This window comes from Planococcus sp. RAB007_Raresut, assembly GCF_057369535.1.
In genome coordinates this window covers 1-25,915 of sequence record NZ_JBXYIF010000003.1, presented here as the reverse complement: position 1 = coordinate 25,915, position 25,915 = coordinate 1, and the positions used below count along the sequence as shown (strand labels likewise).

Sequence of the window (25,915 nt, the reverse complement as noted above, 5' to 3'; positions counted from 1 at the left end):
GTATTTTTTATTGTTCTATTTTGCTGCGTGAATTTCTTTTCTTCATTTCATCAGCCACCAGCTCAAACGTCTTCAGTTTATCATTGAAATCATAAGCCATGGAAACCAGCATCACTTCATCTGCCTGATATTCCTCCACAAGCTCTTCCAATCGATCTCCTACCATTCGGGGCGTGCCGACGATCATGCGGCGCCGATTCTCTTCAACAAGCAGCTTCTCAAACTTTGTATATTCATAAGCAAGCGCCCTTTCAGGCGGCGGCGTGCCCTTCGAAGGCATGCCTTGTGCACCCATTGATAAGGCAAGATCCAAAGAAGACGCGATTCTTTCGGCTTCCTCTTCTGTTTCCTGGCAAATGACGAAAATCGCAAATCCGACATAGGGGCGAGCGTCTCCGGCTGATTCAAAACGTTCCTTATAAGTACGGGTAAAATCCTGTCCGCCTTCACCGTTGATGAACTGTGCGAACATATAAGGCAGCCCTTTTTCAGCCGCCAATAAAGCCGACGTCATACTTGAACCAAGAATCCATATCGGTGGCGCTGATTCAGTCAGCGGTGTCGCTTTCATACCGTGGTACATATGGTCTTCCGGTATTGCATCGTTCAGATACATGGACAATTCGTCTATCTGGTCCGGAAAACGGTCGACATTCCGGGATCTTCCTTCATTCAACGCCAATGAAGCTCTGGGCATTCCACCCGGTGCCCGGCCGACGCCTGCATCGATACGGCCCGGGTATAGCGCTTCCAGCAATTTAAAATTTTCCGCAATCTTGAAAGAAGAATAATGCGGAAGCATCACGCCTCCGGACCCCAGCCGGATTTTTTCCGTCACTGCCCCCAAATGGGATATCAGGATTTCAGGAGATGAACCTGCCAATGTCGCTGCATCGTGATGCTCTGATACCCAGAACCGGGTGTAGCCCCATTTTTCTGCAGCTTGCGCCAATTGGGCTGTCTGCTTTAAGGCTTCGCCGGGGTTGCTTCCTTCCGACACAGGAGACTGATCGAGAATACTATAACGCAAAACCACATTCATCCACTCCTTTCAAACTTTATTTCAATTCTTATTTCACTAAATAGCCGATAGACCGTAAAACATTTTTTATGAATAAATGCGAGGTCGTAAATACATCTTCGCGCTCTGGTTCCTGAAAAAGATCATGATAGGCATCTTTCCATTCCTTATAACTGAATTCTTTAAGATTCTGCTGCTTCAGCCAGTTTTTCGACGCTTCTTTATCAGCAATCAAATCCTTCTCTGCCGTCTGAACAAATGTCGGAATATCCGGATAAACCTGTTTACCGCTTGCAGCCTGTTTCATATATGCCTGCAGCTCACGGTACCAGCCGATTGATATCTGCGGTTTATATAATTCATCGTCCTTTTCAAGTTCGATCACTTCAGGATTCCGGGTCAGATCTTCAATTGTAATTTCGTGTTTTACTTTAATCTGTGAGGTGATTTTCGGCACGCCTGACAAAGCGCTGGATAATTTGGAAGGTGTCCGCAGCAGATGAAGCCACGGAGAAGTAAATACGGCACCTGCCACTTCAATGGAATGTTTGCTCAAATAATTGATGGCCAACGTAGCTCCCAATCCATGTGCCACAATGAACACCGGTATCTCAAGCTCAATTGCCACATCCAGCATTTCACTGACCGCCTTTTCATAGGCTTCGAATGATTCAGTGTGTGCTTTTTGAATCGTCCCGTTTTTACCGTGGCCCGGCAGATCTCCCATCACCACTTCAAAACCGGAACTTCTCCATTCCTTGATCTGCCAAGCGTAGCGCAGATGATGTTCGTATGCACTGTGAATAATTACGATCACTGCTTTCGCCTGGCCTTCAGCCTGCCATTTCCACATTTGCCAACGCCCCCTTTAATCTATCTTCTATTAATATCAGATCTTAAAGTTGACCTTTCAAAAGGTTTTGCTACCATTAAAGATATCTTATCTTGATTAAAGGAGTTTTACCATGATTTACCCATACAATGACAAACACCCGCAAATAGACCCATCCGCTTTCATCGCTGATTACACAACCATCACTGGTGATGTGAAAATCGGCGCAGAATCTTCCATCTGGTTCAATACAGTCGTCCGCGGTGATGTAGCCCCAACCGTTATCGGCAATAAAACAAATATCCAGGATCTCTGCATGCTGCACCAGAGCCCCAATAATCCATTGATTCTCGAAGACAATGTCACAGTGGGACACCAGGTGACGCTCCATAGCTGCATCATCCGTAAGAATGCATTGATCGGCATGGGATCTGTTATCCTCGACGGCGCTGAAATCGGTGAAGGTGCATTTATCGGAGCCGGAAGCCTCGTACCGCAAGGAAAAGTCATTCCACCAGGCAAACTGGCATTTGGGCGCCCCGCTAAAGTCATCCGGGATCTCAACGAAGACGACATCGCCGACATGGAACGCATTGTCCGTGAATATGCCGAGAAAGCCGCTTATTATAAATCCCTGCAGAAATAATAAAACCCGCACGAGCCATGAGGCTTGTGCGGGTTTTTGTTTTCATTAAATTCCTGATTGTTCTTTCAAAGCATCTGCTTTGTCAGTGCGCTCCCAAGGAAGATCCACATCTGTGCGGCCGAAATGGCCGTAAGCTGCAGTCTGCTTGTAGATCGGACGGCGAAGATCAAGCATCTTGATCAAGCCAGCCGGACGCAAGTCGAAATTATTGCGGACAAGATCGATGAATTGGTCTTCACTGATTTTGCCTGTGCCGAATGTATCAACTGAAATTGAAACCGGATGTGCAACACCGATTGCATAAGCAAGCTGCACTTCACATTTATCAGCCAATCCTGAAGCGACAATGTTTTTCGCTACATAGCGCGCTGCATATGCACCGGAACGGTCAACTTTCGTCGCGTCCTTACCGGAGAATGCACCGCCGCCGTGGCGTGCATAACCACCGTAAGTATCAACGATGATTTTACGGCCAGTAAGACCCGCGTCTCCTTGAGGTCCACCGATTACAAAACGGCCAGTCGGGTTGATGAAATATTTTGTTTCATCATCCAGCAAATTAGCCGGAACGACTTCATCAATGACATATTCTTTAATATTGCGCTGGATTTGCTCAAGCGTTACTTCAGGATGATGCTGTGTTGAGATAACAATAGTATCCACGCGAAGCGGCTTATCGTTTTCATCATATTCAACAGTCACTTGTGTTTTGCCGTCAGGACGCAAATATGGAAGAATCTCTTCCTTGCGCACTTCTGCTAAACGGCGAGCCAATTTATGTGCCAATGAAATCGGCAATGGCATCAATTCCTCGGTTTCATTGTTCGCATAACCGAACATCAAACCTTGGTCGCCTGCTCCGATATCATCCAGTTCTTTATCTGTCATCTGGCCTTCGCGTGATTCAAGAGCAACGTTCACTCCTGCAGCGATATCAGGCGATTGCTCATCAATTGCAGTCAACACCGCACTTGTTTCAGAGTCAAAGCCGTATTTCGCCCGTGTATAACCAATATCTTTAACAGTCTGGCGCACCACTTTCGGGATGTCGACATATGTTGTTGTTGTAATTTCCCCTGCTACAAGAACAAGTCCTGTAGTAACGGTAGTTTCGCACGCTACTCGTGCATTAGGGTCTTCTGCGAGGATCGCGTCCAGGATGGCATCTGAGATTTGGTCACAGATCTTATCCGGATGTCCTTCTGTTACTGATTCTGATGTGAATAATCGACGGTTTGTCAAAAAATGTTCCTCCTTATATCCTGCGAGATTGCTCTCGAAATTGATACGGTACTCGTTTTCCCATGTCAAGTCCGTTCCAAACATTATGGATTGAACTTCAAGCCGTTGTGGCCTTTGTACACGAGGATTAAGGGCGATTCATAAAAAAATCCCTTCACTCATCATTCAATGAGGAAAGGAGAAATCATCATAAGCACCTTTCACTCTTATCATCCAAGGCCTGTGAGCCTTGCTTCAGGTTGGGCACCAGCGCTGCATCAATGCAGCAGGTTGCCGGGTTTCATAGGGCCTGCCCCCTCCACCAGCTCGGAATAAGAGTATCCGTTCAATTTTTCATCATACGGAATTGGATATATGATGTCAACGTTTTTTATGTTTTATTCGCCTATGATGCATGAAAACATCCTATTTCGGGTATTAATTATGCACAAATGATGAATTTTCAATTCCAGCGGGTTATTAGTATAGACTAATCGAGTTAATGTGTTATACTATTGTTCGAATATAACTCTTCCCCAATGCCTTGGGAATAACCGAAAAGGAAGGTACATATATGAACTCAGTTAACTTCGCAAGCGATTTGAAAGATCTTTTAAACGGCCCTAACGTCAATGTCCAATGGTCGGTCCCACAATTGGTGGAGGCAGCCACTTCACGTGGAGAAGCGATTCTGACGCGCGAAGGCGCAGTCAGAGCCGAAACGGGTAAATACACAGGCCGGTCGCCTAAAGATAAGTATATGGTAGAAGAAGATATTTCGAAAGATAAAATTGACTGGGGTACAGTAAACCGTCCGATTTCTTCTGAAGTTTTTGAGAACCTATATGCAAAAGTACTGAAACACCTGAAAGAAAGAGAAGAACTTTTCGTCTTTAAAGGATTTGCCGGTGCAGACCCAGAGTCACGCCTTCACATCCAGACGATCAATGAATACGCGTGGCATAATCTTTTTGCCCACCAATTATTCATCCGTCCAACTGAAGAGGAAATGAAAATCCATGACGCAGAATTCACTGTCGTCTATGCGCCAACTTTCAAGGCTGACCCATCTGTGGACGGCACTGATTCCGAAACGTTCATCATTGTTTCCATGGAAAAGAAAGTAATTCTGATCGGCGGAACTGAATATGCCGGCGAAATGAAAAAATCCATTTTCTCAATCATGAACTATATCCTTCCCGAAAAAGGCATTTTGCCGATGCACTGCTCTGCTAACGTAGGCCAGGATGGCGATGTTGCTTTGTTCTTCGGCTTGTCCGGAACAGGGAAAACGACGCTTTCCGCTGACCAGGACCGCAAACTGATCGGTGATGACGAGCACGGCTGGTCTGATAACGGCGTTTTCAATATCGAAGGCGGCTGCTATGCGAAAACCATCAACCTTTCGCGTGAAAATGAGCCACAGATTTTTGATGCAATCCGTTTCGGATCTGTTCTTGAAAATGTTGTCGTTGATTTAGAAACACGTATTCCCGATTACGATGATGGTTCATTGACTGAAAACACACGTGCTGCTTATCCGATTGATGCAATCGACAACAGCATCCATCCTTCAATGGCTGGACATCCGAAAACGATCGTCTTTTTGACTGCTGATGCATTCGGCGTATTGCCTCCTATCAGCCGTTTGTCGAAGGAACAGGCAATGTACCATTTCCTAAGCGGCTATACATCGAAACTGGCAGGCACTGAGCGTGGCATCACTTCTCCGGAAGCGACATTCTCAACTTGCTTCGGTTCACCTTTCCTTCCATTGCAAGCAACTGTCTACGCAGAAATGCTCGGCAATAAAATCGATGAACACGAAGTGGAAGTTTTCCTTGTAAACACTGGCTGGACTGGCGGCGAATACGGCGTCGGCAACCGCATGAAACTTTCTTATACACGTACTATGGTTCGCGCAGCAATCAAAGGCGAATTGAACAATGTTAAGACTGAACAGGAAGCTGTCTTCGGACTAAGCATTCCTCAGGAAATTCCTGGCGTGCCAACTGAGGTTCTTAATCCTCGTGACGCTTGGTCTGACAAAGAAGCTTACGATGCGAAAGCACAGGAGCTTGCTCAGAAATTCCAGGACAACTTCAAGAAATTCGGTTCCGTATCAGCTGACATCAGCGCTCAAGGCGGACCATTGAATAATTAATAAGCAAAAGCACATCCGGCAAGTTGCCGGATGTGCTTTTTAATTTGCAGTATCCTGTTCTTTTTCTTTCATCCAATGCGCTAACGCGGCAACTGTCTTACGGTTTGCTGTCGGTGGAAAGAAATGCGTGTACTCCGGGAAATACCAAGTTTCATGAGGATGATCATTCAGTTTTAAGGCTTCTTCCAAAAGATAAGCCTGCGCCGGCAGTACGTTGTCATCTTGCAGTCCGTGAATGATCAGCATAGGGGCTGTCGCTTCCTCGAGACGCATCAGTGGATTCCGTTCTTCATAAGCTGTCAAAGCTGTATTCGGTGTTCCACCGTAAATACGTTTCATCATGCGGCGCATATCCGGCCTCTCTTTATAGGTTAAAACGGTATCCGTTACACCTGCCCATGTCACAAGCGAAGTGATGTCGTCCCGCAGCACCGCTGTCCACAGCGCCATGATGCCGCCTCTCGAAAATGCCAGCAGATGCACGTGGCCATTGCAGAATTGTTTCAGCACATCCACTGCATGCACCGCGTCCCAGCGATCGGCACCTGCAAATTCATCGCGCCCTTCTCCACCTCTGTTGCCCCGGTAATAAGGCGCAAACACTACAAAGCCTTGAGCGGCATATTGGGCAGCCCGTGCCGGCCTCACCATGCCAATTGACTGGATACCGCCGCGCAAGTAAAGCATTCCGCTGTAATTTCCCGGCTTTTTCGGCTCCGCCAGTAGACCTTTGACCTTCAAACCTTCTGACCAATAAACGATTTCCGTCAGCTTCACATGGGGATTCGGCGAAGGGTAAATTCTTTTTGATTTAATCTTCCCATTTTCCATCCAGTTTCACCCGCTCCATAATTTGTTTCATTCCTTCATCTTTCATCAGAAAGCTGAAGTCGCTGTCCAAGTCCAAACTATCAACCATAACAGCTCCATTTGTTTCCATCAGATCAATTTCATCTACCGCTGCAACAGTTCCTGTAAATACCGTCTTAGAAAATGGCGGCTCGCTATGGACCAAGTATTCCGCAAACCATTCAAGCTCTTCGATTACGCCGCCTGTTTCCTCGTATACTTCCCTTTTGGCGGCTTCGGCCAAACTTTCTCCTGCTTCCGCTTTGCCACCGGGAAACTCCAGCCCCCGCTCCCTGTGTTCGGTCAGCAGCCACTTTCCTTTGAATTTCGCAATAACCAGTACGTGTCGGCTTTCCACTTGAAAAGCATCCTTTTCAAACGATAACCGGCAAGTGAAGCCATTCAAATCCGTATATTCCATCCTGTCTCACTCCTGAACAAATAAAAAAAGCGCACACAATTCGTAACGTGTGCGCTTGTGTAATTTTATTTTACTTCTTTTCGCCAAGGAATGCTGAAAGCATCCATGAATGCTTCTCAAGGTTCTGGTGAATGGCATTCAACATATCTTCTGTCATATCGTCGCCGTCTTCAGCTGCATATTCCATGCCTTTTTTCAGCGACGCCATAATTTTATCGTAATCACTGACAACCGTCTCGACCATCTGATCAGAAGTCTCTTTGCTTGTTGCTTCATCGACAACAGACAATTCCAGCTGCTCTTTCATTGTCGCAACAGGTTTACCTCCAAGCGCCAGTAAACGTTCTGCAATTTCATCCATATGCAACGTAGCTTCATTGTACAATTCCTCGAACTTTACATGAAGTGTAAAGAATTGATGGCCTTTCACGTACCAGTGGAAATTATGTAATTTAGTATAAACCACCGACCAAGTTGCGACTTGCACGTTTAATTCCTGATTTAATTCTTTTGACATCTAAATCCACTCTCCATTCAAATTAATAAGTTCTTCTACTTTATTAATACCTTTAAAATGCCTACAATAAACATGAAGAGTTTCCAATCTTATGGAAAGAAGAAGGCGAACTATATGAAAACAATACTCATTAAAATTTTCCGTTTCTATCAGCGGTTCATATCTCCCCTGTCACCGCCAAGCTGCCGGTTTTATCCGACCTGTTCCCACTACGGCATCGAAGCCGTTGAAAAGCACGGTGCATTAAAAGGCGGTTACCTGGCAATAAAACGAATACTCAGCTGCCATCCATTCAATAAAGGCGGCGTTGATTTCGTACCTGAAGAATGGCCTCCAAAGAAATAAGTTGGAGGTTTTTCTTGTGTTTAAATAGGGTTTGCGGTAAGATACTCTTTGTAAATAAAACGTAATCGTTACATTTTGGAGGATCAACATGAAAAAATCAGCTCTATTTATTCTATTAATATCAATACTTATATTGGCCGCCTGCGGCGATTCCGGAACAGAGAATACTGATTCCACAGCAGACAGTTCGAAGATTCAAGTTTATACAACTGTCTATCCGATCACTTATTTCACGGAAAGAATCGGCGGGGATCAAGTCGAAGTACAATCCGTCTACCCGGCTGGCGCGAATGAACACACATTCGAACCCACCCAGCAGGACATGATCGCTATCGCAGAAGCTGACCTTATGTTTTATATCGGCCTTGGCCTTGAAGGTTTTATTGATAGTGCGAAAAAAACGCTTGATGGCGAAGATGTCGAATTTGCGGCACTTGCGGATTCAATCACTGATGAGCAATTGGAGGCTGCACTTGAACATGACGGCGAAGAAGCCCATGAGGACGAACATGAAGAACATACAGAAGAAGCTGACCACGATGGCCATGACCACGGCTCGACAGACCCTCATATCTGGATGTCGCCAAAGCTCAGCCAGCAACTTGCAACATCCATCAAAGACTCGCTGATTGCTGAAGATCCGGATAACACAGAAGTTTATGAAACGAATCACGCCAAGCTGATCGAAGAGCTCGAACAATTGGAAGAATCATTCAGCCAATTGCAGGAACGCGTATCAAAGGATACTTTTTTCGTATCCCATGCAGCTTTCACTTATTTAGCGGAACCATATGGTTTTGAACAGGTTGCTGTAGCTGGCCTAAATAGCCAGGACGAACCGTCACAGAAGGAATTGACGGAAATCGTCGACATGGCGCGTGAGAAAAACATCGAATACATCGTCTTCGAACAGAATGTTTCTTCCAATCTGACAGAAGTTGTCCAGAAAGAAGTCGGTGCGGAAGCAGTGCAAATGCATAATCTTGGCGTATTAACACAAGAAGATATCGATAATGGAGAAACCTACTTCACTTTGATGAAAAGAAATCTGGAAGTCCTTGAAACTATTCTTAAATAAAAACGCACCCATTGCGGGTGTGTTTTTTTTGTAAACGATTATAATAACAAAATCCCAGACCTGTTTTCGGAATTTTCATTTTTATTGTATACTGATTATAACTTCTTTTTGAAAAGGATGGTCCAGATGAAAAAATTGCTTGCCGCTTTAACAGTCGCAGCGATCCTGACAAGTCTGATATTGACCCGTTCCATGTATGTAGAACAATTGGAAATACCGATTATTATCATTGGTACGGCTCTGCTTGCTTTAATGCTAAAGTTTCCTGAAGATCGAAAAGAAAAAATGCTGGCACATGGCATGCGTATTTTTGCGGCATTCGTAATCGGCTGGCTTTTCTCCACACTCGATCTCCTGCTTGACCATCTGTTCTATTATCAGCAAACCGGCTTTGAAGACGGCGCCTACCTGTCACTGCCCTTCAAATATGAAGAATTCGCTGACAGCTTCTTTCTGTTAGCTATCTCCTGTATGGCGGCAGCAGCAGTATTCATCCTGATACAAACTCTTTTCAAAGCACTGAAATCTCCACGTAATCCAGTCTATAAATAACATGCAAAAAGCGTCCAATGGCAATCATTGGACGCTTTTTTGCTGTTCCATGGATTTTAGAATGCTTTCAATACTCCCACTCAATGCTCCGACCAAAATCTGAACGTCCGGTAAATAATAGAAAGTGCTGGTCACTTCAAAGTCGAATACCTCTTCAGTTTCCGAAAGCAGATATACGGGTTTACCTTGTCCAAGCGCCATTCCCAATTCAATATGGCTGCCTTTTCCTGCCGGCAATAAAACGATTATAAAATCCGCCTCAAGCACAGCTTTCTTCTCCAGCGTTCCATACAACGCCAGTTCTTCAACCGAAGAGGCGCGCAGATTTGCTGTCCAGTCAAAGGTTTGGACGTGTCCCGCCTCTCTTAAAAGGCTGGCAGCTTCCCTGACCTTATTCTTATTTGCAAAACTCGAAGCGATATAAAACTTCATCAGCCCTCCTTACTTCCTTCCCCCAGATCCAAAACAAGCGGTTCTTCCTCTTTTGCAGCTTTTCGAAAGGCATTCAGCAATAGAATAAAGGCGATATTTAATATTAATAAGACGATTATCAACAGAAACGCGAGTACCTGCAGGCTTTCATATACAAAAGCTATCATGACAGCGCTTAGTCCAAGCATCAGCAAATTTGTGGGAATATAAACATTGAATAAACGCTGTGTTCTATTAAACAATTCCATTTCCCCATTTTTGGCCGCCAGCTTTATTAACATCCTGAACAGATAAAATGTCAAAACAATTTCTCCAGCGAACAAAAAATTAGAATAATAATACCAGGGGCCCCTGTCAACAAGATTAAAATCAATGAACACAGAAGGGATCGAGATGAAGATCAGACCAATTGAGATATAAGCAGCCTGCCTGCCTTCATCAATAACTTCTCCGATTTTATAGCAACCGGCTGCAATCAGGAAATATCCTATCGGATCCGCCAAGATGTCGACCCCTATACGAATGGCGAGAAAAATGAAGACGTATCCATATAAAATCTGTCCCAATGATCCTTTCATTTATTTACCCGCCCCTTTTTGTTCTATAATTGTACGACTGTCCTCTCGAGTCAAGATTGGAATGTGATATAGAGATGCTGGAAATCTTATAGCAGTACCGTTTTTATCTTCGCCATCAATCATTACCCATGAATTTAATACGTATTTTAAATCTCCTCTATTCTGAATCGAGATTGCGAAACCCTCATTTTTCTTAAAATTCAGGGGGAATTCCAAATTGGGTAATTCATCGCCTTTTCCTGCTTTTAACCGGTTCTCAATCTTTTGGACATAATTAACATTATTAAAATGATCTTCAGTATTCGGCACATGAACTTTTAAATTGGCCATACCATATGGAGGCAAATGTGGTTCAAATCCATTTATCGATATTTCTTCTTCCACCTCAAGATAGGAAACTGTCAATTCACCATCTCCTGAAGACATCTGTGATAGATAAGGTTTTGACGACTCGTCCTCAGGATGAATAATGATTTCTCCGATATCGGCTGTGAACGAATCACCGCCAGCCAAATAGACAGTAATTTCGTTAATGATAACTTCTTCTTTTAATTTACTTAATTCATGTGGATCCATTTTGACGCTGAGCGTCCTCAATTCATGCGAGCCGAATTACTGCACGTAAGATGTTCCTTCCGTAAACATTACCTGAAAATCATCGACAAAAGCCGGGATATCGCCCAGTGTAATCATATTAATCGTATTATCATCACTCTTATTTGTTATGTAGTAGAATTGCATCTGCAAGTTTTCATGTGCATAGTCTTCAAAATAATGATCCAGGAAAACAGGCTGTTCCAGCTGCTGCGAATAAGCATAAGTGGCTGCAGCAATCCAACCTAAGATAATTACGGATAAGACAATAAAAAATATACGTGGACTCATGAAACACCCCTTACCTCAAGTCTTCTCAATCACCTTAATAGTATTTTATATACGTCGGTTCTCTTCTTTGATTTTTATAAATCTCAAATGGTTATATGTTTTTCACTTCTTTTTTACAATATTGATAATCCCTTTCCATCCAAAAACCGAGGAATACTGCAGCAGCTATGGCAATCCCGCTAATAATCAACAAAACGTAGCCAACTTCACTTTGGCCGCCTCTTTCAGCACTGATAGCTACGGCAATAACATTCCCTGTAAAACAGATGGAAGCAATTATGAGGAAAGCCATTGACGCAAAAAATCTTTTCAACATCTTTTCATGACTCCTATTCTTTATATCTATTTAAATTACGAACTATACAGAAAGTTCCAATTAATCGTATCATATTTTCGTTCTATAAAGGCAAAAAAAATAAAGCAAGACTCTTAGAGCCCTGCTTTATTTAAGTCGACACTATAGCCGATGCCGGCAAGCTGCTGCAATTCGATTTTCCCATCCATAACTTCAATCTCAGGTGCAATCAAGTCTTCATCCCAAAAATGCCGGGAATCTGAAAAATCACCAGGTAGCACAATATCCGGCAGAGAAGCCAACGCCAGATTATGGGCTTTGGAAACGCCAAACTCAATCATGCCGCCTACCCACATCCCGATGCCATTGCTCCTGCATAAATCGACAACTTCCAATGTTTCATGCCAGCCGCCCAGCCGTCCCATTTTCAATACAATGATATCGGCTGCCTGCATCTCAATCATCCGCAAAACATCATGGACGCTTGTAATGCTTTCATCCAAACAAATAGGCGTCTGCATAGTTTTTTTTGCCTGTGCGTGGAGATCCCATTCCTGTTCCCCGAAAGGCTGCTCTATCAAAGAAAATCCAATTTCATCAAAAAGCGTAAGCTGAGTAAAACTCTCTTCACTGAATCCGCCATTCGAATCCGCAAAAAACATTATATCAGGATAACGGCTGATAGCCTCTTTCAATAAAACTGTATCAGATTCTGGCGTAATTTTAATTTTGATGCGGCTATAGCCGTTTAAGGCTGCCTGCTCGATGTCACGCAAAAGGCCTTCAGCACTGGCTGCCACCACTACACCTGCCGGAATATCCTTATGGATTCCGCCAATATACTGCCATAACGGGACCCCTTCATATTTTGCAAATAAGTCCCAAACAGCCATTTCGATGGCCGCTTTCGCCATATGATTGCCTTTGACCGGTGCAAAGGCAGTGGCTGCTTCGTGAGGTGACGACAGGTTTTTATCCAGCAATAACGGCTTTAAAACCCGCTCCATCACTAAAGCACAGCTTTCCACCGTTTCTTCCGTATACCAGGGAGTTGAGAATGCTACACATTCTCCGAAACCTTCCAACCCGCTGTCAGATACGACTGTTACTATGATTGATTCACGGTCGTTCACAGTCTGCAGGGAAGTGACAAACGGTTTTTTCAGCTTTTTATGAATTCGCTGGAATTTAATTTCCCGGATCGTCACACCCATGATTTCAACTCTCTTCTAAGCACTTTATTCGAAGCATTGCGCGGCAATGAATGGACTGCACGGATCACTTTCGGGATTTTATAACCGGCAATATGCGATTTCAAATAATCTTTTAAATCTTCCATCACTACTTCTTCATGAAGAACCACAAAAGCCGCCGGCACTTCTCCCCATTGCTCATCGGGCATGCCGCAAACTCCCGCTTCGCGGACAGCCTGATGCCCAAGCAGGGCCTTTTCAATCTCCGCCGGATATACATTTTCACCGCCGGATACTATCAGATCCGAACGCCGGTCAACGACAAACAGGAAACCATCTTCATCCAAGTATCCGATGTCACCCGTATGGAACCAACCATCCTCCTGCACATCCCGCTCCGCAAATTTGCCGATATACCCTGGTGTCACCTGCGGACCCCGAATCATAATTTCCGCTTTTTCACCAGGTGCTGCATTTTCACCAATCTTTATTTGATATAAAAATAAAGGCTTGCCGGACGAACCGATTTTCCTTTTGGCATCTGCCGGCTGCAATGTGGTCGTTTGAGACGATGTTTCCGTCATGCCGTATGTCTGCAGAACAGAGATGCCGAACTTCTCAGCCCGTTCCATATAGGAAATCGGAACCGGACCGCCGCCGGCGAGCATCGCTTTAAAATTTGACGAGACATTTAGGTTTGCTGTTTCCAGCTCACTCAAAACACGCTCCAGTGTCACTGCCACCACAGACATATGAGTCACGGTTCCGTTGCTTAATTCATGAGCACAGACTTTTGCATCGAATTTCGGATGAAGCTGTACACCCATGCCATAGATGAGTGACCGCATCAGTATCGAAAAGCCGCTGATATGGAATAACGGCATGACACAGAGCCAGACGTCCCCGGGTGCAATGCCAATATTCAATGCCGAGGAAACGGCACTTGAGAAATGGTTCTCCGCTGTTTGCCTTACACCTTTTGGATATCCTGTGGTGCCGGATGTATACATGATTGAAATCGTCCGATCCTCTGCCCAATCTTTTTCGGTTGTGAATTTGGAAGGCGTTGCATTTTGAATATCAGAAAAACTGATTTTATTGCCAGAATAGAGTTTCCCTTGCAGTTCTTCATCCACCAATAAATAAGCAGCTTCCGAATCTTGCAATTGATAATCCAATTCCGTCGCTGAAAGCCGTTCATTCAGCATGACCATTTCACAGCCGATATGAAGACATGCATACATAACAAATACAGACTCAGGATGCGATTTGGCGAGAATTGCAACTCTTGTTTCGGAAGTGATGCCAAGAGAAGTCAACCTGCCTGCATAATTTTTCGCCACATCATTGATTTCCGCGAATGTCCATTGCTGCCCGCCATATGACAGCGCCATTCGGCTGCCGCTTAAATGTGCCCTTTGGCTAAGCCAGTTCGGATAGCTCATTATTCAAAATTCCTTTCTGTGAAGCTGAATTCTTACTCACAGCTTCTTTTCTAAAATAATTTTCGATTCTCCGGTATCGTCTGTATAAGTGCCGATGATGTCAAAGCCGCTTTGAATGTTCAACAGCAGCATACTTCGCCATTTATTCTTTGTATGGGTCCTTACGGCGTTATATGACTCATCCCGCGCGTATTCATGCTGCCGCTCCATTAATTCGCGCGCTATTCCCTGATGCCGATACCTTTCATCAATACCACCAAGCCAGCTGTAAAATTGCTCCCGGTTTAAGGCATAGCCGATTTTATAGCCTATGATGCTGTCACCATCCATCGCCACGTCTATTCGCAATTTCGGTTTTTCAGCCATTCTGCCAGCCAAATCATCTGAACTGCTAAAAACTTTCGTATGCAATAAAACCAGTCCATCCAATAACTCGCCTGGCTCCAGCTTGGTAAAACTCCTATATCGAATCGACACTTTCACCACTCTCCGTTCATTCTAAAAAAAGCTGCCCCCTAGAGGACAGCTTTCAATTATTAATAATCAAGGGAAACGAGGAAATTGACCGAAATCAGGCTTGCGTTTTTCTTTGAAAGCATCGCGGCCTTCTTTCGCTTCGTCTGTTGTATAGTAAAGCAATGTAGCATCACCAGCCATTTGCTGAAGACCAGCAAGGCCGTCTGTGTCAGCGTTCATCGCCGCTTTTACGAAACGAAGTGCAGTCGGGCTCATTTCAAGCATCTCTTCGCACCATTTCACTGTTTCATCTTCAAGCTGCTCTAAAGGAACAACAGTATTTACTAAACCCATATCAAGCGCTTCCTGAGCATCGTACTGACGGCACAGGTACCAAATTTCGCGGGCTTTCTTGTGTCCGATGATGCGAGCCAAGTAACCTGAACCATAGCCAGCGTCAAACGAACCAACGCGAGGGCCAGTCTGTCCGAAACGTGCGTTGTCAGCAGCAATCGTCAAATCACAAACGACATGCAATACATGTCCACCGCCGATTGCGTATCCAGCAACCATTGCTACAACCGGTTTAGGAATTACACGGATCAAACGCTGAAGGTCAAGGACATTCAAACGTGGAATCTCATCTTCTCCAACATAACCGCCATGTCCGCGGACACTTTGGTCGCCGCCTGAACAGAAGGCTTTCTCCCCTTCGCCAGTCAATACGATTACGCCTACGTCTGAATTATCGCGGGCGCGTGAAAATGCATCGATCAATTCATGTACCGTTTTTGGACGGAAGGCATTGCGCACTTCCGGACGGTTGATTGTAATCTTTGCAATCCCATTATAAATTTCATATTTGATATCTTCATATGTACGCTCACTTACCCATTCACGTGTCATGATTTTCCTCCTAAAAATTCATTTTAAATACTCCCCTACTATTGTAGCAAATTCAGCAGGTTTTTCCACATGTAAAGCATGTCCAGCCATAATCTCCCTGTGTTCGGCATTCGGCATCAGAGAAACCATCTCTTCCGCTATCGCCGTAAACTTCTCATCCAACCGTCCCGTAACTAATAATACCGGAAGCTGCAGTTGGCTGATTGTTTCCCAATAAGATTTCTGCGCACCTGTGCCCATGCCGATCAGGCTGTTTGCAAGACCTATCGGATCTTGCGCCAGCCGTTCTTCCCTGACATCCCTTTTCACTGGTTCAGGCAAGGCTTCTTGTGTTTTAAAGAGCGGAATCTTCTCCCAGCTATCGACGAAAGAAATGACTCCCCCTGATATAATCCGTTCGGCCAATCTGCCATCATTTTTACTTCGCTCGCTGCGGTGCTCTTCAGTCTTTAAACCAGGCGAAGAACTTTCCAGCAATAAAGCCGAAAGCCGCCCGGGAAATTCGCAGGCATAGGCAAGAGCTGTTCGTCCGCCCATCGAATATCCTGCCAAGGCAAAGTTCGTCAGCCCCAAATGGTCAAATATTTTTTCCAAATCCCGCAGCTGCTGCTCCATTGAATACCGCTCCGGATCTTTTGGACTGTCGGTGCCACCGTGGCCAAGCAGATCAATAAGCACAATTTTATATTCTTCAAAATGAGGGACAATCTTGTGCCAGGTTTCAGTGCTGCCGGTGAAACCATGGAGAAATACCAGCGCCTGATCTTTATCTTCATTCAATAGTTCAATGTGATAATTGACGCCTTCAATCTCCAATTTCATTGCCCGTCCAGCTCCTCGATCAACTGATTCCACAACTCTCTGTGGACCCGCACATTCGTTTTCCGGTCCGTAAACACTTCAATGATTTTAACGGCTTTTTGTTTTTTCGTACGAAGAGCCTCAACAAATTGCTCTTTCGTTTCGACAGCAGCGTAATCAGCGTCATACATTCTAGCTGCATCCTCGAATTTCAATCCTGTAGGCGTACCGAATAGCTCTTCGAAATAACGTTCTTCCTGTGACTGCGGCAGATACGAAAAAATTCCGCCACCGTCGTTGTTCATTACAATAATCGTTAAATCCGTTTCCTGCATTTTCGAAGCAATCAAGCCGTTCATATCATGCAGGAATGATAAGTCTCCGATAAACAGATAAGCCGGACGCTTCTTCGCTGCCTGCACGCCAAATGCCGTCGATACAACTCCGTCAATGCCATTGGCACCGCGGTTGGCATAAATCATGACGTCACGAGATGTGGATTTAAAATAAGTATCCGTATCTCTTATAGGCATGCTGCTGCTGACAATAAGGTCACAATGATCAAGTTCATCAAACAGTACCTTCGCCAGCACACCTTCATCCACTTTTTCATTGCAATGGACTTCTGCAAGCTCCCAAAATAACTCAGACGCAGCTGTCCATTTTTCCGTATAGGAATTGGTCGCCTTCGTTTCAATCGCCAATCGCCATAAACCGTCAGTTGATGCTTGTATATGATGAGTAACAACAGATTGCGCATCCCGCATCATAGGTGATTCATCAAAAACAACATACGTTTTAGGTTTTACTGAAGCTAAATAAAGCGTTAGAGGTTTTGAGACTGGCTGCGGTCCAATGCGTATAACCATAGCCGGTTCCATTATGTTTTTAAAAACTTCGCTTTTCAAAATGGCATCATAGCTGTCGATTATCAAATCCTTGCAGTTTTCATCTACATTGCTGCGAACATTGGATAACGGATCAGCAAGAACCGGCCAATTCAATTTCCGGATAAACGCCCAAAATTCAGCAGGCATCTTTTCAGTCATTTCTCCTATAATCAGAAGCCCTTTTTCGTCCTTAACGGTTTCCATTAAAAATTGTTCCACTGATGAAGATAACCGTGACTCATCTTTTAAATGCGTTATTTCACCTGGGCTGTCATACTGCTGTTCAAAATCCAGGATCAAAGGTTCACGGAAAGGCACATTCAGATGAACCGGACCTCTCGGCTCGGATACAGCATTCTTAACTGAACGATGCAAATGGCGCACCAAAAAATCCAACCGGTTTTCAGGTTCCGGCATCGGTAAATCTACAGACCATTTAACATGTGAGCCGAAAAGATCGATTTGATTGATTGCCTGCGGCGCTCCGACTTCCCGAAGTTCATGCGGACGATCAGCCGTCACTACGATCAATGGAATTCTCGCATAGAAAGCTTCGACTATCGCAGGGAAATAATTCGCCGCTGCAGTTCCCGATGTGCAAAGAAGCATCACCGGCTCTCCAGATGCCTTCGCCATTCCCAGTGCAAAATAAGCCGCCGACCGTTCATCAATTTGTCGGTAAACGGCCAGTCCTTCTTCTTTCATACAGGCATAAGCCAATGGTGTCGACCTCGAACCGGGACTGATCACCACGTTTTTTACCCCCTGGTTCACCAAACTGTGGGTGAACGCAGATACGTATTCAGTTAAATATTTACGATTCGTCACTCAATTGACCTCCCAAGGCACGAAGCATCGGACGGAATTTCACCCAAGTCTCAGCATACTCCGACTCTGGAGTGGAATCTTCGACAATTCCGCCCCCTGCATATAAATAAGCTTCTTTTCCATCCAATAAAGCTGAACGGATCGCTACAGCAAACTCCCCATCGCCCTTTGCATCTATCCAGCCGATTGGTGCTGCGTAGAAGCCCCTATTCATCGTTTCATATTGTCTGATCAGGCTAAGCGCCGATTGCCGCGGTTCTCCGCCAAGTGCAGGCGTCGGATGAAGATCTCTTACAAGGTCGATCAAATTCGACCCCTGTTTTAATTCTCCTTCAACCGGCGTGTATAAATGTTGAATATCTCTTACCTTCATCAATTTCGGCTTTTTCGGTACAAACTGTTCGCTGCAATGAGCTGCAAAAACTTTACTGATCATGTCCACTACGTATTGATGTTCCGAACGGTTTTTTCTGTCATTCAATAAATCATTTCCGAGTTCATTATCTTTTTCAACGGTTTTTCCTCTTGGAGTTGAACCAGCCAGACAAGTTGATAAAGCCTGACGATCTTCAACTTTCACCAGCCGTTCAGGAGTTGCGCCAAAGAAGAATTGCTCCTCCGCTTCTAATCCAAAAAGGAAGCTTTCAGGCTGTTCCTTTGAGACCTGATAAAGGGCAGAAGAAGCTGATAAAGTTTTATCGAAGTCTAATCTTAGAACTCTTGCAATAACGACTTTATCCGCCTGTTTTGCCTTAATTACACCTGTAACTTTATCAATGGAAGATAGATAGGAAGCTTTTTTCAATTCTTCCCTCCCCTTAACCTCAGGCTTTTTATAGGTAACCGGTTCGGATACCTGTGCTGCATGAATCAACTTATCCCGCTCTTTTCGCAAAGCTTCAAACTCAGGAAAAGTATCTTCTTTTTTAGTGATTAGATGAATACTGATATAAGCACGATCATTTTTTATTACCAACTGGAATGTCGGAACTGCAAAATAAGCTTCCGGAAATTCGCGCCAAATACTCTGCGATTTGTTCAGCGGATCAAACGAAAAACCGCCAAACAGGATTGGCTCCACGAAATGTTCTTCATTAACAATCTGCTTGCACAGGTTTTGCCAATTGTTTTTTACATCTTCAAATCGCCCTTGGTGATTGGCACCAGTCAGCACATGTGCATGACCCAGTCCGACAAGTGTAAAAGTCTTCTCAGGATTCTGCCAGAAAAATCGTTTGCCTTTATAAAAGCCTTCTCCTGCTTCAAAAAAAGCTAATGCAGACATTCTGTTCACTTCAATGGTTTCTGTATAAAAGCGGTATGCGACATACCTAGAATTATTTCGTTTTTCGGCCGATGAATACTGTGGTCGATTCATCAAATTACCTCCGTTTATATGGTAGCTCCCAGAATTACTGGAAAAGCTCTCAAACTTTTTAACCTCTACCCTCTATCATACTCTTTTCTGCTAAAATCAGCACAACATTTGCTGTAATCCGATCAAATTTGCAGTACAATATAATATGGAATATATAGAGGAGAGATACAACATGACGACAACTTTACAAGCGGATAGCGGCTGGCGTGTCTGGTGGCAGTTAACCCGCCCACACACCTTGACTGCATCATTTGCTCCCGTTTTTTTAGGAACGATGATCGCTATAAGAAATACACAGATTGATTGGCTATTATTCGCTGCCATGCTGGTTGCCAGCCTTTTAATTCAAGCTGCAACCAATATGTTCAATGAATATTATGATTTTGCACGAGGACTGGATAACGAAAAATCAGTAGGAATCGGCGGAGCAATTGTTCGAAATGGTGTTAAACCGAAAACGGTGCTGACCCTTGCTTTTATCCTTTATGCTATAGCCGGTATTCTTGGCATCTATATCTGTATGCAAACAAGCTGGTGGCTTCTGGTTGTTGGCGGTATAGCAATGCTTGTGGGTTATCTCTATACAGGCGGCCCATATCCGATTGCTTACACACCATTCGGAGAGTTGTTTTCGGGATTATTTATGGGTTTTCTTATCGTCATTATCGCTTTTTACATTCAGACTGGTACGGTTACAACGGATGCAATCTTGCTATCTGTTCCAAGCACACTTCTTGTAGCAGCAATTATGATGTCCAACAACATCAGAGATATAGTCGGTGATGCTGCAAGCGGCCGTAAAACTTTAGCTATTCTTGCCGGCCGTGCAGCTGCAGTCAACATACTCCTAGGGTTCTTCGTACTGTCATACGTTTGGATAGCAGTCATGGTTCTATTTGGAATGATTACCCCATGGGCATTATTAGTTTTCCTTAGCATTTTGAAACCTATTAAAATCATTCAGATCTTTAAACGCTATACAGAACCCTTAAAAGTAATGCCTGCAATGAAAGATACAGGAATCACTAATACACTTTTTGCATTTCTGTTAGCTATAGGTTTATTACTTGGTCACATCATATAAGATATTTCAAGAGCATTCTCACAATGAGAGTGCTTTTAATTTTTTATTTTAAAGTCATTTTCTTTGTTTCATCTCTTTATTAATTTGATCACTTAATACTTCCTTAACTTCAGGACTATAATTTAGACAACAAAAACATACTAAGATTAGTAGGACGAACCAAGGCATTGGTTTGTCCTGCTATTTTTCTTATAGTAGAGGTGGAGCGGAGGTCGAGAGCGGTTTGGGGTCTAGAATCCGGAATTAAAACGGACCTCCTTCACCCCCTTATCTGAATCAGGTTTGAGTATGTGGGATCCGTTGAGATCGTGTAGAAGAAATGGGAATCGGTAAGGATCGGTGAAGCTTCCAAACTAATTAAAGGAGTGTGGGAGATGAAACATGTCATCGCTTTTGATGTCAGTATGGGGAAAAGCTATGTTGTAGTTTATAACTCGTTGAAAACCTGTATCGCTGAAAAGGAAATCCAGCACACGCGCGCAGATTTTGCTGAGTTGAAGTTGCTAATTGACGACCTAACCGCAGGTTATGATGAAGTGCCACATCTGGTATTCGAAGCTACCGGGGTCTATTCACGGCCACTCGAACGCTTCATGCAGGAAAACGATTATCCGTATTACCTGATGAATCCCTTAGAAGCCAAACTGCAGAGCGACCGTTTGCGAAAGCATAAGACCGACCGGGCAGACGCCCATCAGCTCGCAAGCAGTCATTTCCAAAATGAACGCCGCTTGGAGACGCCTTCAACCGATTGTTACCGGCAATTCAAGAAGCTGTCCCGGCATTACGCCGATCTGGACGATGAATTGACCGTCGTCCGGGGACGCCTGCACGCGGAACTGCAGCTCACGTTCCCTGAACTGACTGGCTTGTTTACGACAAAAGCGGACCTCTTTCTCCGGTTGGTGCAGTTGTTTCCGCATCCAGACCTCGTATTGGGGTACTCCAAGACAGTGCTCAAAAACCGGATTCTAGCCAACACCGAGAAGCGGATGTCCGCGAAAAAAGCAGAAGAAAAAGCCATCCAGCTGCTGGATGCCGCAGGCAGTTCCAATCCCGCAGTAAAGGTCGATGACCTGTCTTGTGAGCTGGTCCGGCTGTACGCGAAACGGTTCCAGGAGCTTGTCTTGCTGAAAGAGGCGTGTATCGAGAAAATGGCGGCGCTGGCTTCTCCATTGGATGAGTATGCTATTCTGTTAAGCATTCCGGGCATCGGGGAGAATACCGCCGTTCGCCTGCTTGCCGAGATCGGCGATATCCACCGGTTTGAGAATCACAAACAGTTGAATGCTTTTGCCGGCATTGACATCCGCCGGTACCAATCGGGCAAGTTTCTCGCGAAGGACCGCATCAATAAGCGTGGAAACAAACACCTCCGCAAATTGCTCTATATCATCATCATGAACATGCTTAAACAAAAGCGCCTGTCGCAGAACCACCTGGTGGATTATTACCAGAAATTAAAAAAAAAACCTTATAACAAATGTCATAAGGTTGCCGTGGTGGCGTGTATGAACAAGCTGCTCAAAACGATCCACCACTTGGTCACACACCAATTACGCTACGATTACAGGCTGAGCCCCTGCACCGTGGCACCTAAAGTTTAACACATTCTTCCCCTGCGAAAAAATGAAAAAGCCGGAGGTTTTTTTGGCATGCTCATTTTTAACCCGATCCACTTTCCGCCTTCAAGAAGAGGGGGAATTTCAAAAAACTTCTTTAAAGTTGAGAAAAATCTATTGACTAATCGTAAGAAAAGCGTCCTGCAAATTCATGCAGGACGCTTTCTTCAAAATATGACCCCTACGGGATTCGAACCCGTGTTACCGCCGTGAAAGGGCGGTGTCTTAACCGCTTGACCAAGGGGCCAATTACTGGCGGAGAAGGAGGGATTTGAACCCTCGCGCCGGTTGCCCGACCTACACCCTTAGCAGGGGCGCCTCTTCAGCCACTTGAGTACTTCCCCAGTATGGCTCCGAAGGTAGGACTCGAACCTACGACCATCGCATTAACAGTGCGGTGCTCTACCACTGAGCTACTTCGGAATGGTGGGCCTAAATGGACTCGAACCATCGACCTCACGCTTATCAGGCGTGCGCTCTAACCAGCTGAGCTATAGGCCCATAACATAACGTTAAAATAATGGAGCGGGTGAAGGGAATCGAACCCTCATCATCAGCTTGGAAGGCTGAGGTTTTACCACTAAACTACACCCGCAAAAAATGGTGGGTCAGGACGGAATCGAACCGCCGACACTTAGAGCTTCAATCTAATGCTCTACCAACTGAGCTACTGACCCATATTTTTTGAAAAAATGGCGGTCCCGACCGGGATCGAACCGGCGATCTCCTGCGTGACAGGCAGGCATGTTAACCGCTACACCACGGGACCATTTGGTTGCGGGGGCAGGATTTGAACCTGCGACCTCCGGGTTATGAGCCCGACGAGCTACCGAACTGCTCTACCCCGCGATAATAGTAAGAACTAATTTTCATCAAAAATAAGATGTCCACACATTTTAAAAATATGGAGGAGGAAGAGGGATTCGAACCCCCGCGGGATTTGACTCCCCTGTCGGTTTTCAAGACCGATCCCTTCAGCCAAACTTGGGTATTCCTCCGAGATAATATATGATGGTGGACCTTGCAGGACTCGAACCTGCGACCGGACGGTTATGAGCCGTCTGCTCTAACCAACTGAGCTAAAGGTCCTAAAAAAGTGGCGGCAGAGGGGATCGAACCCCCGACCTCACGGGTATGAACCGTACGCTCTAGCCAGCTGAGCTACGCCGCCTGGATCTTTATATAAAAATGGTGGAGCCTAGCGGGATCGAACCGCTGACCTCCTGCGTGCAAGGCAGGCGCTCTCCCAGCTGAGCTAAGGCCCCGTGAAAATGGTCGGGAAGACAGGATTCGAACCTGCGACCCCTTGGTCCCAAACCAAGTGCTCTACCAAGCTGAGCTACTTCCCGGACTATCAATGCTGGATGAAAAAATATGGCGCGCCCGAGAGGACTCGAACCTCTAACCGCTTGATTCGTAGTCAAGTACTCTATCCAATTGAGCTACGGGCGCTTGCTATGAATGCTGCTGTTTTTGTCAAACAAATGGTGCCGAGGACCGGAATCGAACCGGTACGGTAGTCACCTACCGCAGGATTTTAAGTCCTGTGCGTCTGCCAGTTCCGCCACCCCGGCTTAGGGTCGGCTTGTCTGCAAAAAAATGGAGCGGAAGACGGGGGTCGAACCCGCGACCTCCACCTTGGCAAGGTGGCGTTCTACCACTGAACTACTTCCGCAAAAAATGGTGCGGGTGAAGGGAGTCGAACCCCCACGCCCGAAGGCGCTAGATCCTAAGTCTAGTGCGTCTGCCAGTTCCGCCACACCCGCGTGGCAAATATGAAATTAAAAATGGTGAGCCATGAAGGATTCGAACCTTCGACCCTCTGATTAAAAGTCAGATGCTCTACCAACTGAGCTAATGGCTCATGCAATGAGTGGTGCCGGAGAAAGGACTTGAACCCTCAACCTACTGATTACAAGTCAGTTGCTCTACCAGTTGAGCTACTCCGGCGAAAGAGAAATAAATGGTGGAGGATGACGGGATCGAACCGCCGACCCTCTGCTTGTAAGGCAGATGCTCTCCCAGCTGAGCTAATCCTCCAATATGTATGCCCAGCGACGTCCTACTCTCACAGGGGGAGATCCCCCAACTACCATCGGCGCAAAAGAGCTTAACTGCCGTGTTCGGGATGGGAACGGGTGTGGCCTCTTTGCCATCATCACTGGACTATGTGGTTATTTCTGAAAGACAAGTTTTATTATATCAACTCTGGCGAGTTTTACAAGCCCTTTTTTAGCAGCTTTTCGCCTTTTTATTCTTTCAAAACTGGATAAACGACATGGAAACGGGTCAAACAAAGCAATTCATAAAAGTAATTGGTTAAGTCCTCGATCGATTAGTATTCGTCAGCTGCACGTGTCGCCACGCTTCCACCTCGAACCTATCTACCTCATCGTCTTTGAGGGATCTTACTTGCTTGCGCAATGGGAAATCTCATCTTGAGGGGGGCTTCGTGCTTAGATGCTTTCAGCACTTATCCCGGCCACACATAGCTACCCAGCGATGCCCCTGGCGGAACAACTGGTACACCAGCGGTGTGTCCATCCCGGTCCTCTCGTACTAAGGACAGCTCCTCTCAAATTTCCTGCGCCCGCGACGGATAGGGACCGAACTGTCTCACGACGTTCTGAACCCAGCTCGCGTACCGCTTTAATGGGCGAACAGCCCAACCCTTGGGACCGACTACAGCCCCAGGATGCGATGAGCCGACATCGAGGTGCCAAACCTCCCCGTCGATGTGGACTCTTGGGGGAGATAAGCCTGTTATCCCCGGGGTAGCTTTTATCCGTTGAGCGATGGCCCTTCCATGCGGAACCACCGGATCACTAAGCCCGTCTTTCGACCCTGCTCGACCTGTACGTCTCGCAGTCAAGCTCCCTTCTGCCTTTACACTCTGCGAATGATTTCCAACCATTCTGAGGGAACCTTTGGGCGCCTCCGTTACTCTTTAGGAGGCGACCGCCCCAGTCAAACTGCCCGCCTGACACTGTCTCCCACCCCGATCAGGGGTGCGGGTTAGAAGTTCAATACAACCAGGGTAGTATCCCACCGACGCCTCCCCCGAAGCTGGCGCTCCGGGTTCATTGGCTCCTACCTATCCTGTACAAGTTGCACCAAAATTCAATATCAGGCTACAGTAAAGCTCCACGGGGTCTTTCCGTCCTGTCGCGGGTAACCTGCATCTTCACAGGTACTATAATTTCACCGAGTCTCTCGTTGAGACAGTGCCCAGATCGTTACGCCTTTCGTGCGGGTCGGAACTTACCCGACAAGGAATTTCGCTACCTTAGGACCGTTATAGTTACGGCCGCCGTTTACTGGGGCTTCGGTTCGCACCTTCGCTTGCGCTAAGCACTCCCCTTAACCTTCCAGCACCGGGCAGGCGTCAGCCCCTATACGTCACCTTACGGTTTTGCAGAGACCTGTGTTTTTGCTAAACAGTCGCCTGGGCCTATTCACTGCGGCTCTCTCGGGCT

25 protein-coding genes, 20 tRNA genes, 2 rRNA genes and 1 riboswitch are annotated in these 25,915 nt (G+C 45.6%); of the genes, 7 read left to right on the top strand and 40 right to left on the bottom strand.

Annotated elements, in window-relative coordinates; genetic code table 11:
* Positions 1-7 precede the first annotated feature (7 nt).
* Both AC2Q9J_RS06770 and AC2Q9J_RS06765 read right to left on the bottom strand, forming a co-directional pair.
* Positions 8-1,036 (bottom strand): LLM class flavin-dependent oxidoreductase, encoded by a 1,029-nt coding sequence (locus AC2Q9J_RS06770; protein WP_499038322.1) that lies wholly within the window; start codon positions 1,034-1,036, stop codon positions 8-10.
* A 34-nt stretch (positions 1,037-1,070) separates the two neighbouring features.
* The gene (locus AC2Q9J_RS06765; protein ID WP_499038320.1) at positions 1,071-1,874 is read right to left on the bottom strand and encodes an alpha/beta fold hydrolase; all 804 of its coding nucleotides are present in this window, start codon (positions 1,872-1,874) and stop codon (positions 1,071-1,073) included.
* Between the two features lie 112 nt (positions 1,875-1,986).
* Here AC2Q9J_RS06765 and AC2Q9J_RS06760 point away from each other — a divergent pair, with 112 nt between their 5' ends.
* Positions 1,987-2,499 (top strand): gamma carbonic anhydrase, encoded by a 513-nt coding sequence (locus AC2Q9J_RS06760; protein ID WP_499038318.1) that lies wholly within the window; start codon positions 1,987-1,989, stop codon positions 2,497-2,499.
* A gap of 45 nt (positions 2,500-2,544) precedes the next feature.
* On the opposite strand, the gene metK is transcribed toward AC2Q9J_RS06760, so the two are convergent.
* Complete coding sequence (gene metK, locus AC2Q9J_RS06755) at positions 2,545-3,741, bottom strand: methionine adenosyltransferase (protein WP_084246616.1); 1,197 nt, start codon at positions 3,739-3,741, stop codon at positions 2,545-2,547.
* 203 nt (positions 3,742-3,944) lie between these two features.
* A riboswitch (SAM riboswitch) is annotated at positions 3,945-4,059 on the bottom strand.
* A gap of 235 nt (positions 4,060-4,294) precedes the next feature.
* On the opposite strand from metK, the gene pckA reads away from it, so the two are divergent.
* The gene (gene pckA, locus AC2Q9J_RS06750) at positions 4,295-5,884 is read left to right on the top strand and encodes a phosphoenolpyruvate carboxykinase (ATP) (protein WP_499038316.1); all 1,590 of its coding nucleotides are present in this window, start codon (positions 4,295-4,297) and stop codon (positions 5,882-5,884) included.
* 39 nt (positions 5,885-5,923) lie between these two features.
* Here the strand turns inward: pckA and AC2Q9J_RS06745 are convergent, their stop codons facing one another.
* The 3 genes from AC2Q9J_RS06745 to AC2Q9J_RS06735 all read right to left on the bottom strand — a co-directional run bounded on the left by AC2Q9J_RS06745 (position 5,924) and on the right by AC2Q9J_RS06735 (position 7,671).
* Positions 5,924-6,715, bottom strand: a complete 792-nt coding sequence (locus tag AC2Q9J_RS06745) for an alpha/beta hydrolase family protein (protein WP_499038315.1) — start codon at positions 6,713-6,715, stop codon at positions 5,924-5,926.
* On the bottom strand, positions 6,696-7,154 hold the full coding sequence (gene ytkD / locus AC2Q9J_RS06740; RefSeq protein WP_499038313.1) for an RNA deprotection pyrophosphohydrolase: 459 nt from the start codon (positions 7,152-7,154) through the stop codon (positions 6,696-6,698). Before ytkD ends, AC2Q9J_RS06745 begins: the two co-directional genes overlap by 20 nt.
* 70 nt (positions 7,155-7,224) lie before the next feature.
* Positions 7,225-7,671, bottom strand: a complete 447-nt coding sequence (locus tag AC2Q9J_RS06735; RefSeq protein ID WP_499038311.1) for a Dps family protein — start codon at positions 7,669-7,671, stop codon at positions 7,225-7,227.
* Positions 7,672-7,785: 114 nt separating this feature from the next.
* Here AC2Q9J_RS06735 and yidD point away from each other — a divergent pair, with 114 nt between their 5' ends.
* The 3 genes from yidD (at position 7,786) to AC2Q9J_RS06720 (ending at position 9,646) form a co-directional block, all read left to right on the top strand.
* Positions 7,786-8,016 carry a membrane protein insertion efficiency factor YidD gene (yidD, locus tag AC2Q9J_RS06730; RefSeq protein WP_205854560.1) on the top strand — a complete coding sequence of 77 codons (231 nt, stop codon included), beginning with the start codon at positions 7,786-7,788 and terminating at the stop codon, positions 8,014-8,016.
* A gap of 88 nt (positions 8,017-8,104) precedes the next feature.
* Positions 8,105-9,094 carry a metal ABC transporter solute-binding protein, Zn/Mn family gene (locus AC2Q9J_RS06725; protein ID WP_499038309.1) on the top strand — a complete coding sequence of 330 codons (990 nt, stop codon included), beginning with the start codon at positions 8,105-8,107 and terminating at the stop codon, positions 9,092-9,094.
* 126 nt (positions 9,095-9,220) lie between these two features.
* Positions 9,221-9,646, top strand: coding sequence for a hypothetical protein (locus AC2Q9J_RS06720; protein ID WP_499038308.1), 426 nt, complete (start codon positions 9,221-9,223; stop codon positions 9,644-9,646).
* 24 nt (positions 9,647-9,670) lie between these two features.
* Here the strand turns inward: AC2Q9J_RS06720 and AC2Q9J_RS06715 are convergent, their stop codons facing one another.
* From AC2Q9J_RS06715 to AC2Q9J_RS06660, 12 genes are all read right to left on the bottom strand, one after another.
* A complete protein-coding gene (locus tag AC2Q9J_RS06715) occupies positions 9,671-10,078 on the bottom strand; it encodes a group-specific protein (protein WP_499038306.1) in 408 nt (135 codons plus the stop codon).
* Positions 10,078-10,656, bottom strand: coding sequence for a hypothetical protein (locus AC2Q9J_RS06710; protein ID WP_499038305.1), 579 nt, complete (start codon positions 10,654-10,656; stop codon positions 10,078-10,080). Before AC2Q9J_RS06710 ends, AC2Q9J_RS06715 begins: the two co-directional genes overlap by 1 nt.
* The gene (locus tag AC2Q9J_RS06705) at positions 10,657-11,232 is read right to left on the bottom strand and encodes a hypothetical protein (protein WP_499038303.1); all 576 of its coding nucleotides are present in this window, start codon (positions 11,230-11,232) and stop codon (positions 10,657-10,659) included.
* 36 nt (positions 11,233-11,268) lie between these two features.
* The gene (locus AC2Q9J_RS06700; protein ID WP_499038301.1) at positions 11,269-11,541 is read right to left on the bottom strand and encodes a hypothetical protein; all 273 of its coding nucleotides are present in this window, start codon (positions 11,539-11,541) and stop codon (positions 11,269-11,271) included.
* 91 nt (positions 11,542-11,632) lie between these two features.
* A complete protein-coding gene (locus AC2Q9J_RS06695; RefSeq protein ID WP_499038300.1) occupies positions 11,633-11,857 on the bottom strand; it encodes a hypothetical protein in 225 nt (74 codons plus the stop codon).
* Between the two features lie 113 nt (positions 11,858-11,970).
* Positions 11,971-13,050 (bottom strand): o-succinylbenzoate synthase, encoded by a 1,080-nt coding sequence (gene menC, locus AC2Q9J_RS06690; protein ID WP_499038298.1) that lies wholly within the window; start codon positions 13,048-13,050, stop codon positions 11,971-11,973.
* Positions 13,041-14,474: an o-succinylbenzoate--CoA ligase gene (locus AC2Q9J_RS06685; RefSeq protein WP_499038296.1), complete on the bottom strand. Its 1,434-nt coding sequence runs from the start codon at positions 14,472-14,474 to the stop codon at positions 13,041-13,043. Before AC2Q9J_RS06685 ends, menC begins: the two co-directional genes overlap by 10 nt.
* A 36-nt stretch (positions 14,475-14,510) precedes the next feature.
* On the bottom strand, positions 14,511-14,951 hold the full coding sequence (locus AC2Q9J_RS06680) for a GNAT family N-acetyltransferase (protein ID WP_499038294.1): 441 nt from the start codon (positions 14,949-14,951) through the stop codon (positions 14,511-14,513).
* A gap of 66 nt (positions 14,952-15,017) precedes the next feature.
* Positions 15,018-15,836 (bottom strand): 1,4-dihydroxy-2-naphthoyl-CoA synthase, encoded by an 819-nt coding sequence (gene menB / locus AC2Q9J_RS06675; RefSeq protein WP_084246646.1) that lies wholly within the window; start codon positions 15,834-15,836, stop codon positions 15,018-15,020.
* An 18-nt stretch (positions 15,837-15,854) separates the two neighbouring features.
* Positions 15,855-16,658, bottom strand: coding sequence for a 2-succinyl-6-hydroxy-2,4-cyclohexadiene-1-carboxylate synthase (gene menH / locus AC2Q9J_RS06670; protein ID WP_499038292.1), 804 nt, complete (start codon positions 16,656-16,658; stop codon positions 15,855-15,857).
* A complete protein-coding gene (gene menD, locus AC2Q9J_RS06665; protein WP_499038290.1) occupies positions 16,655-18,355 on the bottom strand; it encodes a 2-succinyl-5-enolpyruvyl-6-hydroxy-3-cyclohexene-1-carboxylic-acid synthase in 1,701 nt (566 codons plus the stop codon). Before menD ends, menH begins: the two co-directional genes overlap by 4 nt.
* Positions 18,342-19,733: an isochorismate synthase gene (locus AC2Q9J_RS06660; protein ID WP_499038288.1), complete on the bottom strand. Its 1,392-nt coding sequence runs from the start codon at positions 19,731-19,733 to the stop codon at positions 18,342-18,344. Before AC2Q9J_RS06660 ends, menD begins: the two co-directional genes overlap by 14 nt.
* Before the next feature lie 172 nt (positions 19,734-19,905).
* Here AC2Q9J_RS06660 and AC2Q9J_RS06655 point away from each other — a divergent pair, with 172 nt between their 5' ends.
* Both AC2Q9J_RS06655 and AC2Q9J_RS06650 read left to right on the top strand, forming a co-directional pair.
* Positions 19,906-20,817 carry a 1,4-dihydroxy-2-naphthoate polyprenyltransferase gene (locus tag AC2Q9J_RS06655; protein WP_499038286.1) on the top strand — a complete coding sequence of 304 codons (912 nt, stop codon included), beginning with the start codon at positions 19,906-19,908 and terminating at the stop codon, positions 20,815-20,817.
* A gap of 374 nt (positions 20,818-21,191) precedes the next feature.
* Positions 21,192-22,424, top strand: coding sequence for an IS110 family RNA-guided transposase (locus AC2Q9J_RS06650; protein ID WP_499038285.1), 1,233 nt, complete (start codon positions 21,192-21,194; stop codon positions 22,422-22,424).
* 190 nt (positions 22,425-22,614) lie between these two features.
* Here the strand turns inward: AC2Q9J_RS06650 and AC2Q9J_RS06645 are convergent.
* From AC2Q9J_RS06645 to AC2Q9J_RS06540, 22 genes are all read right to left on the bottom strand, one after another.
* Positions 22,615-22,686 (bottom strand) — tRNA-Glu (locus AC2Q9J_RS06645).
* A gap of 6 nt (positions 22,687-22,692) precedes the next feature.
* Positions 22,693-22,783, bottom strand: a tRNA-Ser gene (locus AC2Q9J_RS06640).
* A gap of 4 nt (positions 22,784-22,787) precedes the next feature.
* Positions 22,788-22,862: transfer RNA gene (locus tag AC2Q9J_RS06635), tRNA-Asn, on the bottom strand.
* A 1-nt stretch (position 22,863) separates the two neighbouring features.
* A tRNA-Ile gene (locus tag AC2Q9J_RS06630) sits at positions 22,864-22,940 on the bottom strand.
* Positions 22,941-22,960: 20 nt separating this feature from the next.
* Positions 22,961-23,034: transfer RNA gene (locus AC2Q9J_RS06625), tRNA-Gly, on the bottom strand.
* A 6-nt stretch (positions 23,035-23,040) separates the two neighbouring features.
* Positions 23,041-23,116: transfer RNA gene (locus AC2Q9J_RS06620), tRNA-Phe, on the bottom strand.
* A 16-nt stretch (positions 23,117-23,132) separates the two neighbouring features.
* Positions 23,133-23,208, bottom strand: a tRNA-Asp gene (locus AC2Q9J_RS06615).
* A 3-nt stretch (positions 23,209-23,211) separates the two neighbouring features.
* Positions 23,212-23,288: transfer RNA gene (locus AC2Q9J_RS06610), tRNA-Met, on the bottom strand.
* A gap of 56 nt (positions 23,289-23,344) precedes the next feature.
* Positions 23,345-23,437 (bottom strand) — tRNA-Ser (locus AC2Q9J_RS06605).
* 14 nt (positions 23,438-23,451) lie between these two features.
* A tRNA-Ile gene (locus AC2Q9J_RS06600) sits at positions 23,452-23,528 on the bottom strand.
* A gap of 8 nt (positions 23,529-23,536) precedes the next feature.
* A tRNA-Met gene (locus AC2Q9J_RS06595) sits at positions 23,537-23,610 on the bottom strand.
* Positions 23,611-23,628: 18 nt separating this feature from the next.
* A tRNA-Ala gene (locus AC2Q9J_RS06590) sits at positions 23,629-23,704 on the bottom strand.
* Between the two features lie 7 nt (positions 23,705-23,711).
* A tRNA-Pro gene (locus tag AC2Q9J_RS06585) sits at positions 23,712-23,788 on the bottom strand.
* Positions 23,789-23,814: 26 nt separating this feature from the next.
* A tRNA-Arg gene (locus AC2Q9J_RS06580) sits at positions 23,815-23,891 on the bottom strand.
* 33 nt (positions 23,892-23,924) lie between these two features.
* Positions 23,925-24,013 (bottom strand) — tRNA-Leu (locus AC2Q9J_RS06575).
* Between the two features lie 26 nt (positions 24,014-24,039).
* A tRNA-Gly gene (locus AC2Q9J_RS06570) sits at positions 24,040-24,114 on the bottom strand.
* Positions 24,115-24,120: 6 nt separating this feature from the next.
* A tRNA-Leu gene (locus AC2Q9J_RS06565) sits at positions 24,121-24,205 on the bottom strand.
* Positions 24,206-24,227: 22 nt separating this feature from the next.
* Positions 24,228-24,303, bottom strand: a tRNA-Lys gene (locus AC2Q9J_RS06560).
* Between the two features lie 10 nt (positions 24,304-24,313).
* Positions 24,314-24,389, bottom strand: a tRNA-Thr gene (locus tag AC2Q9J_RS06555).
* Between the two features lie 14 nt (positions 24,390-24,403).
* Positions 24,404-24,479: transfer RNA gene (locus tag AC2Q9J_RS06550), tRNA-Val, on the bottom strand.
* 9 nt (positions 24,480-24,488) lie between these two features.
* Positions 24,489-24,605, bottom strand: a 5S ribosomal RNA gene (gene rrf, locus AC2Q9J_RS06545).
* 149 nt (positions 24,606-24,754) lie between these two features.
* Positions 24,755-25,915, bottom strand: a 23S ribosomal RNA gene (locus tag AC2Q9J_RS06540); the annotation flags it as partial.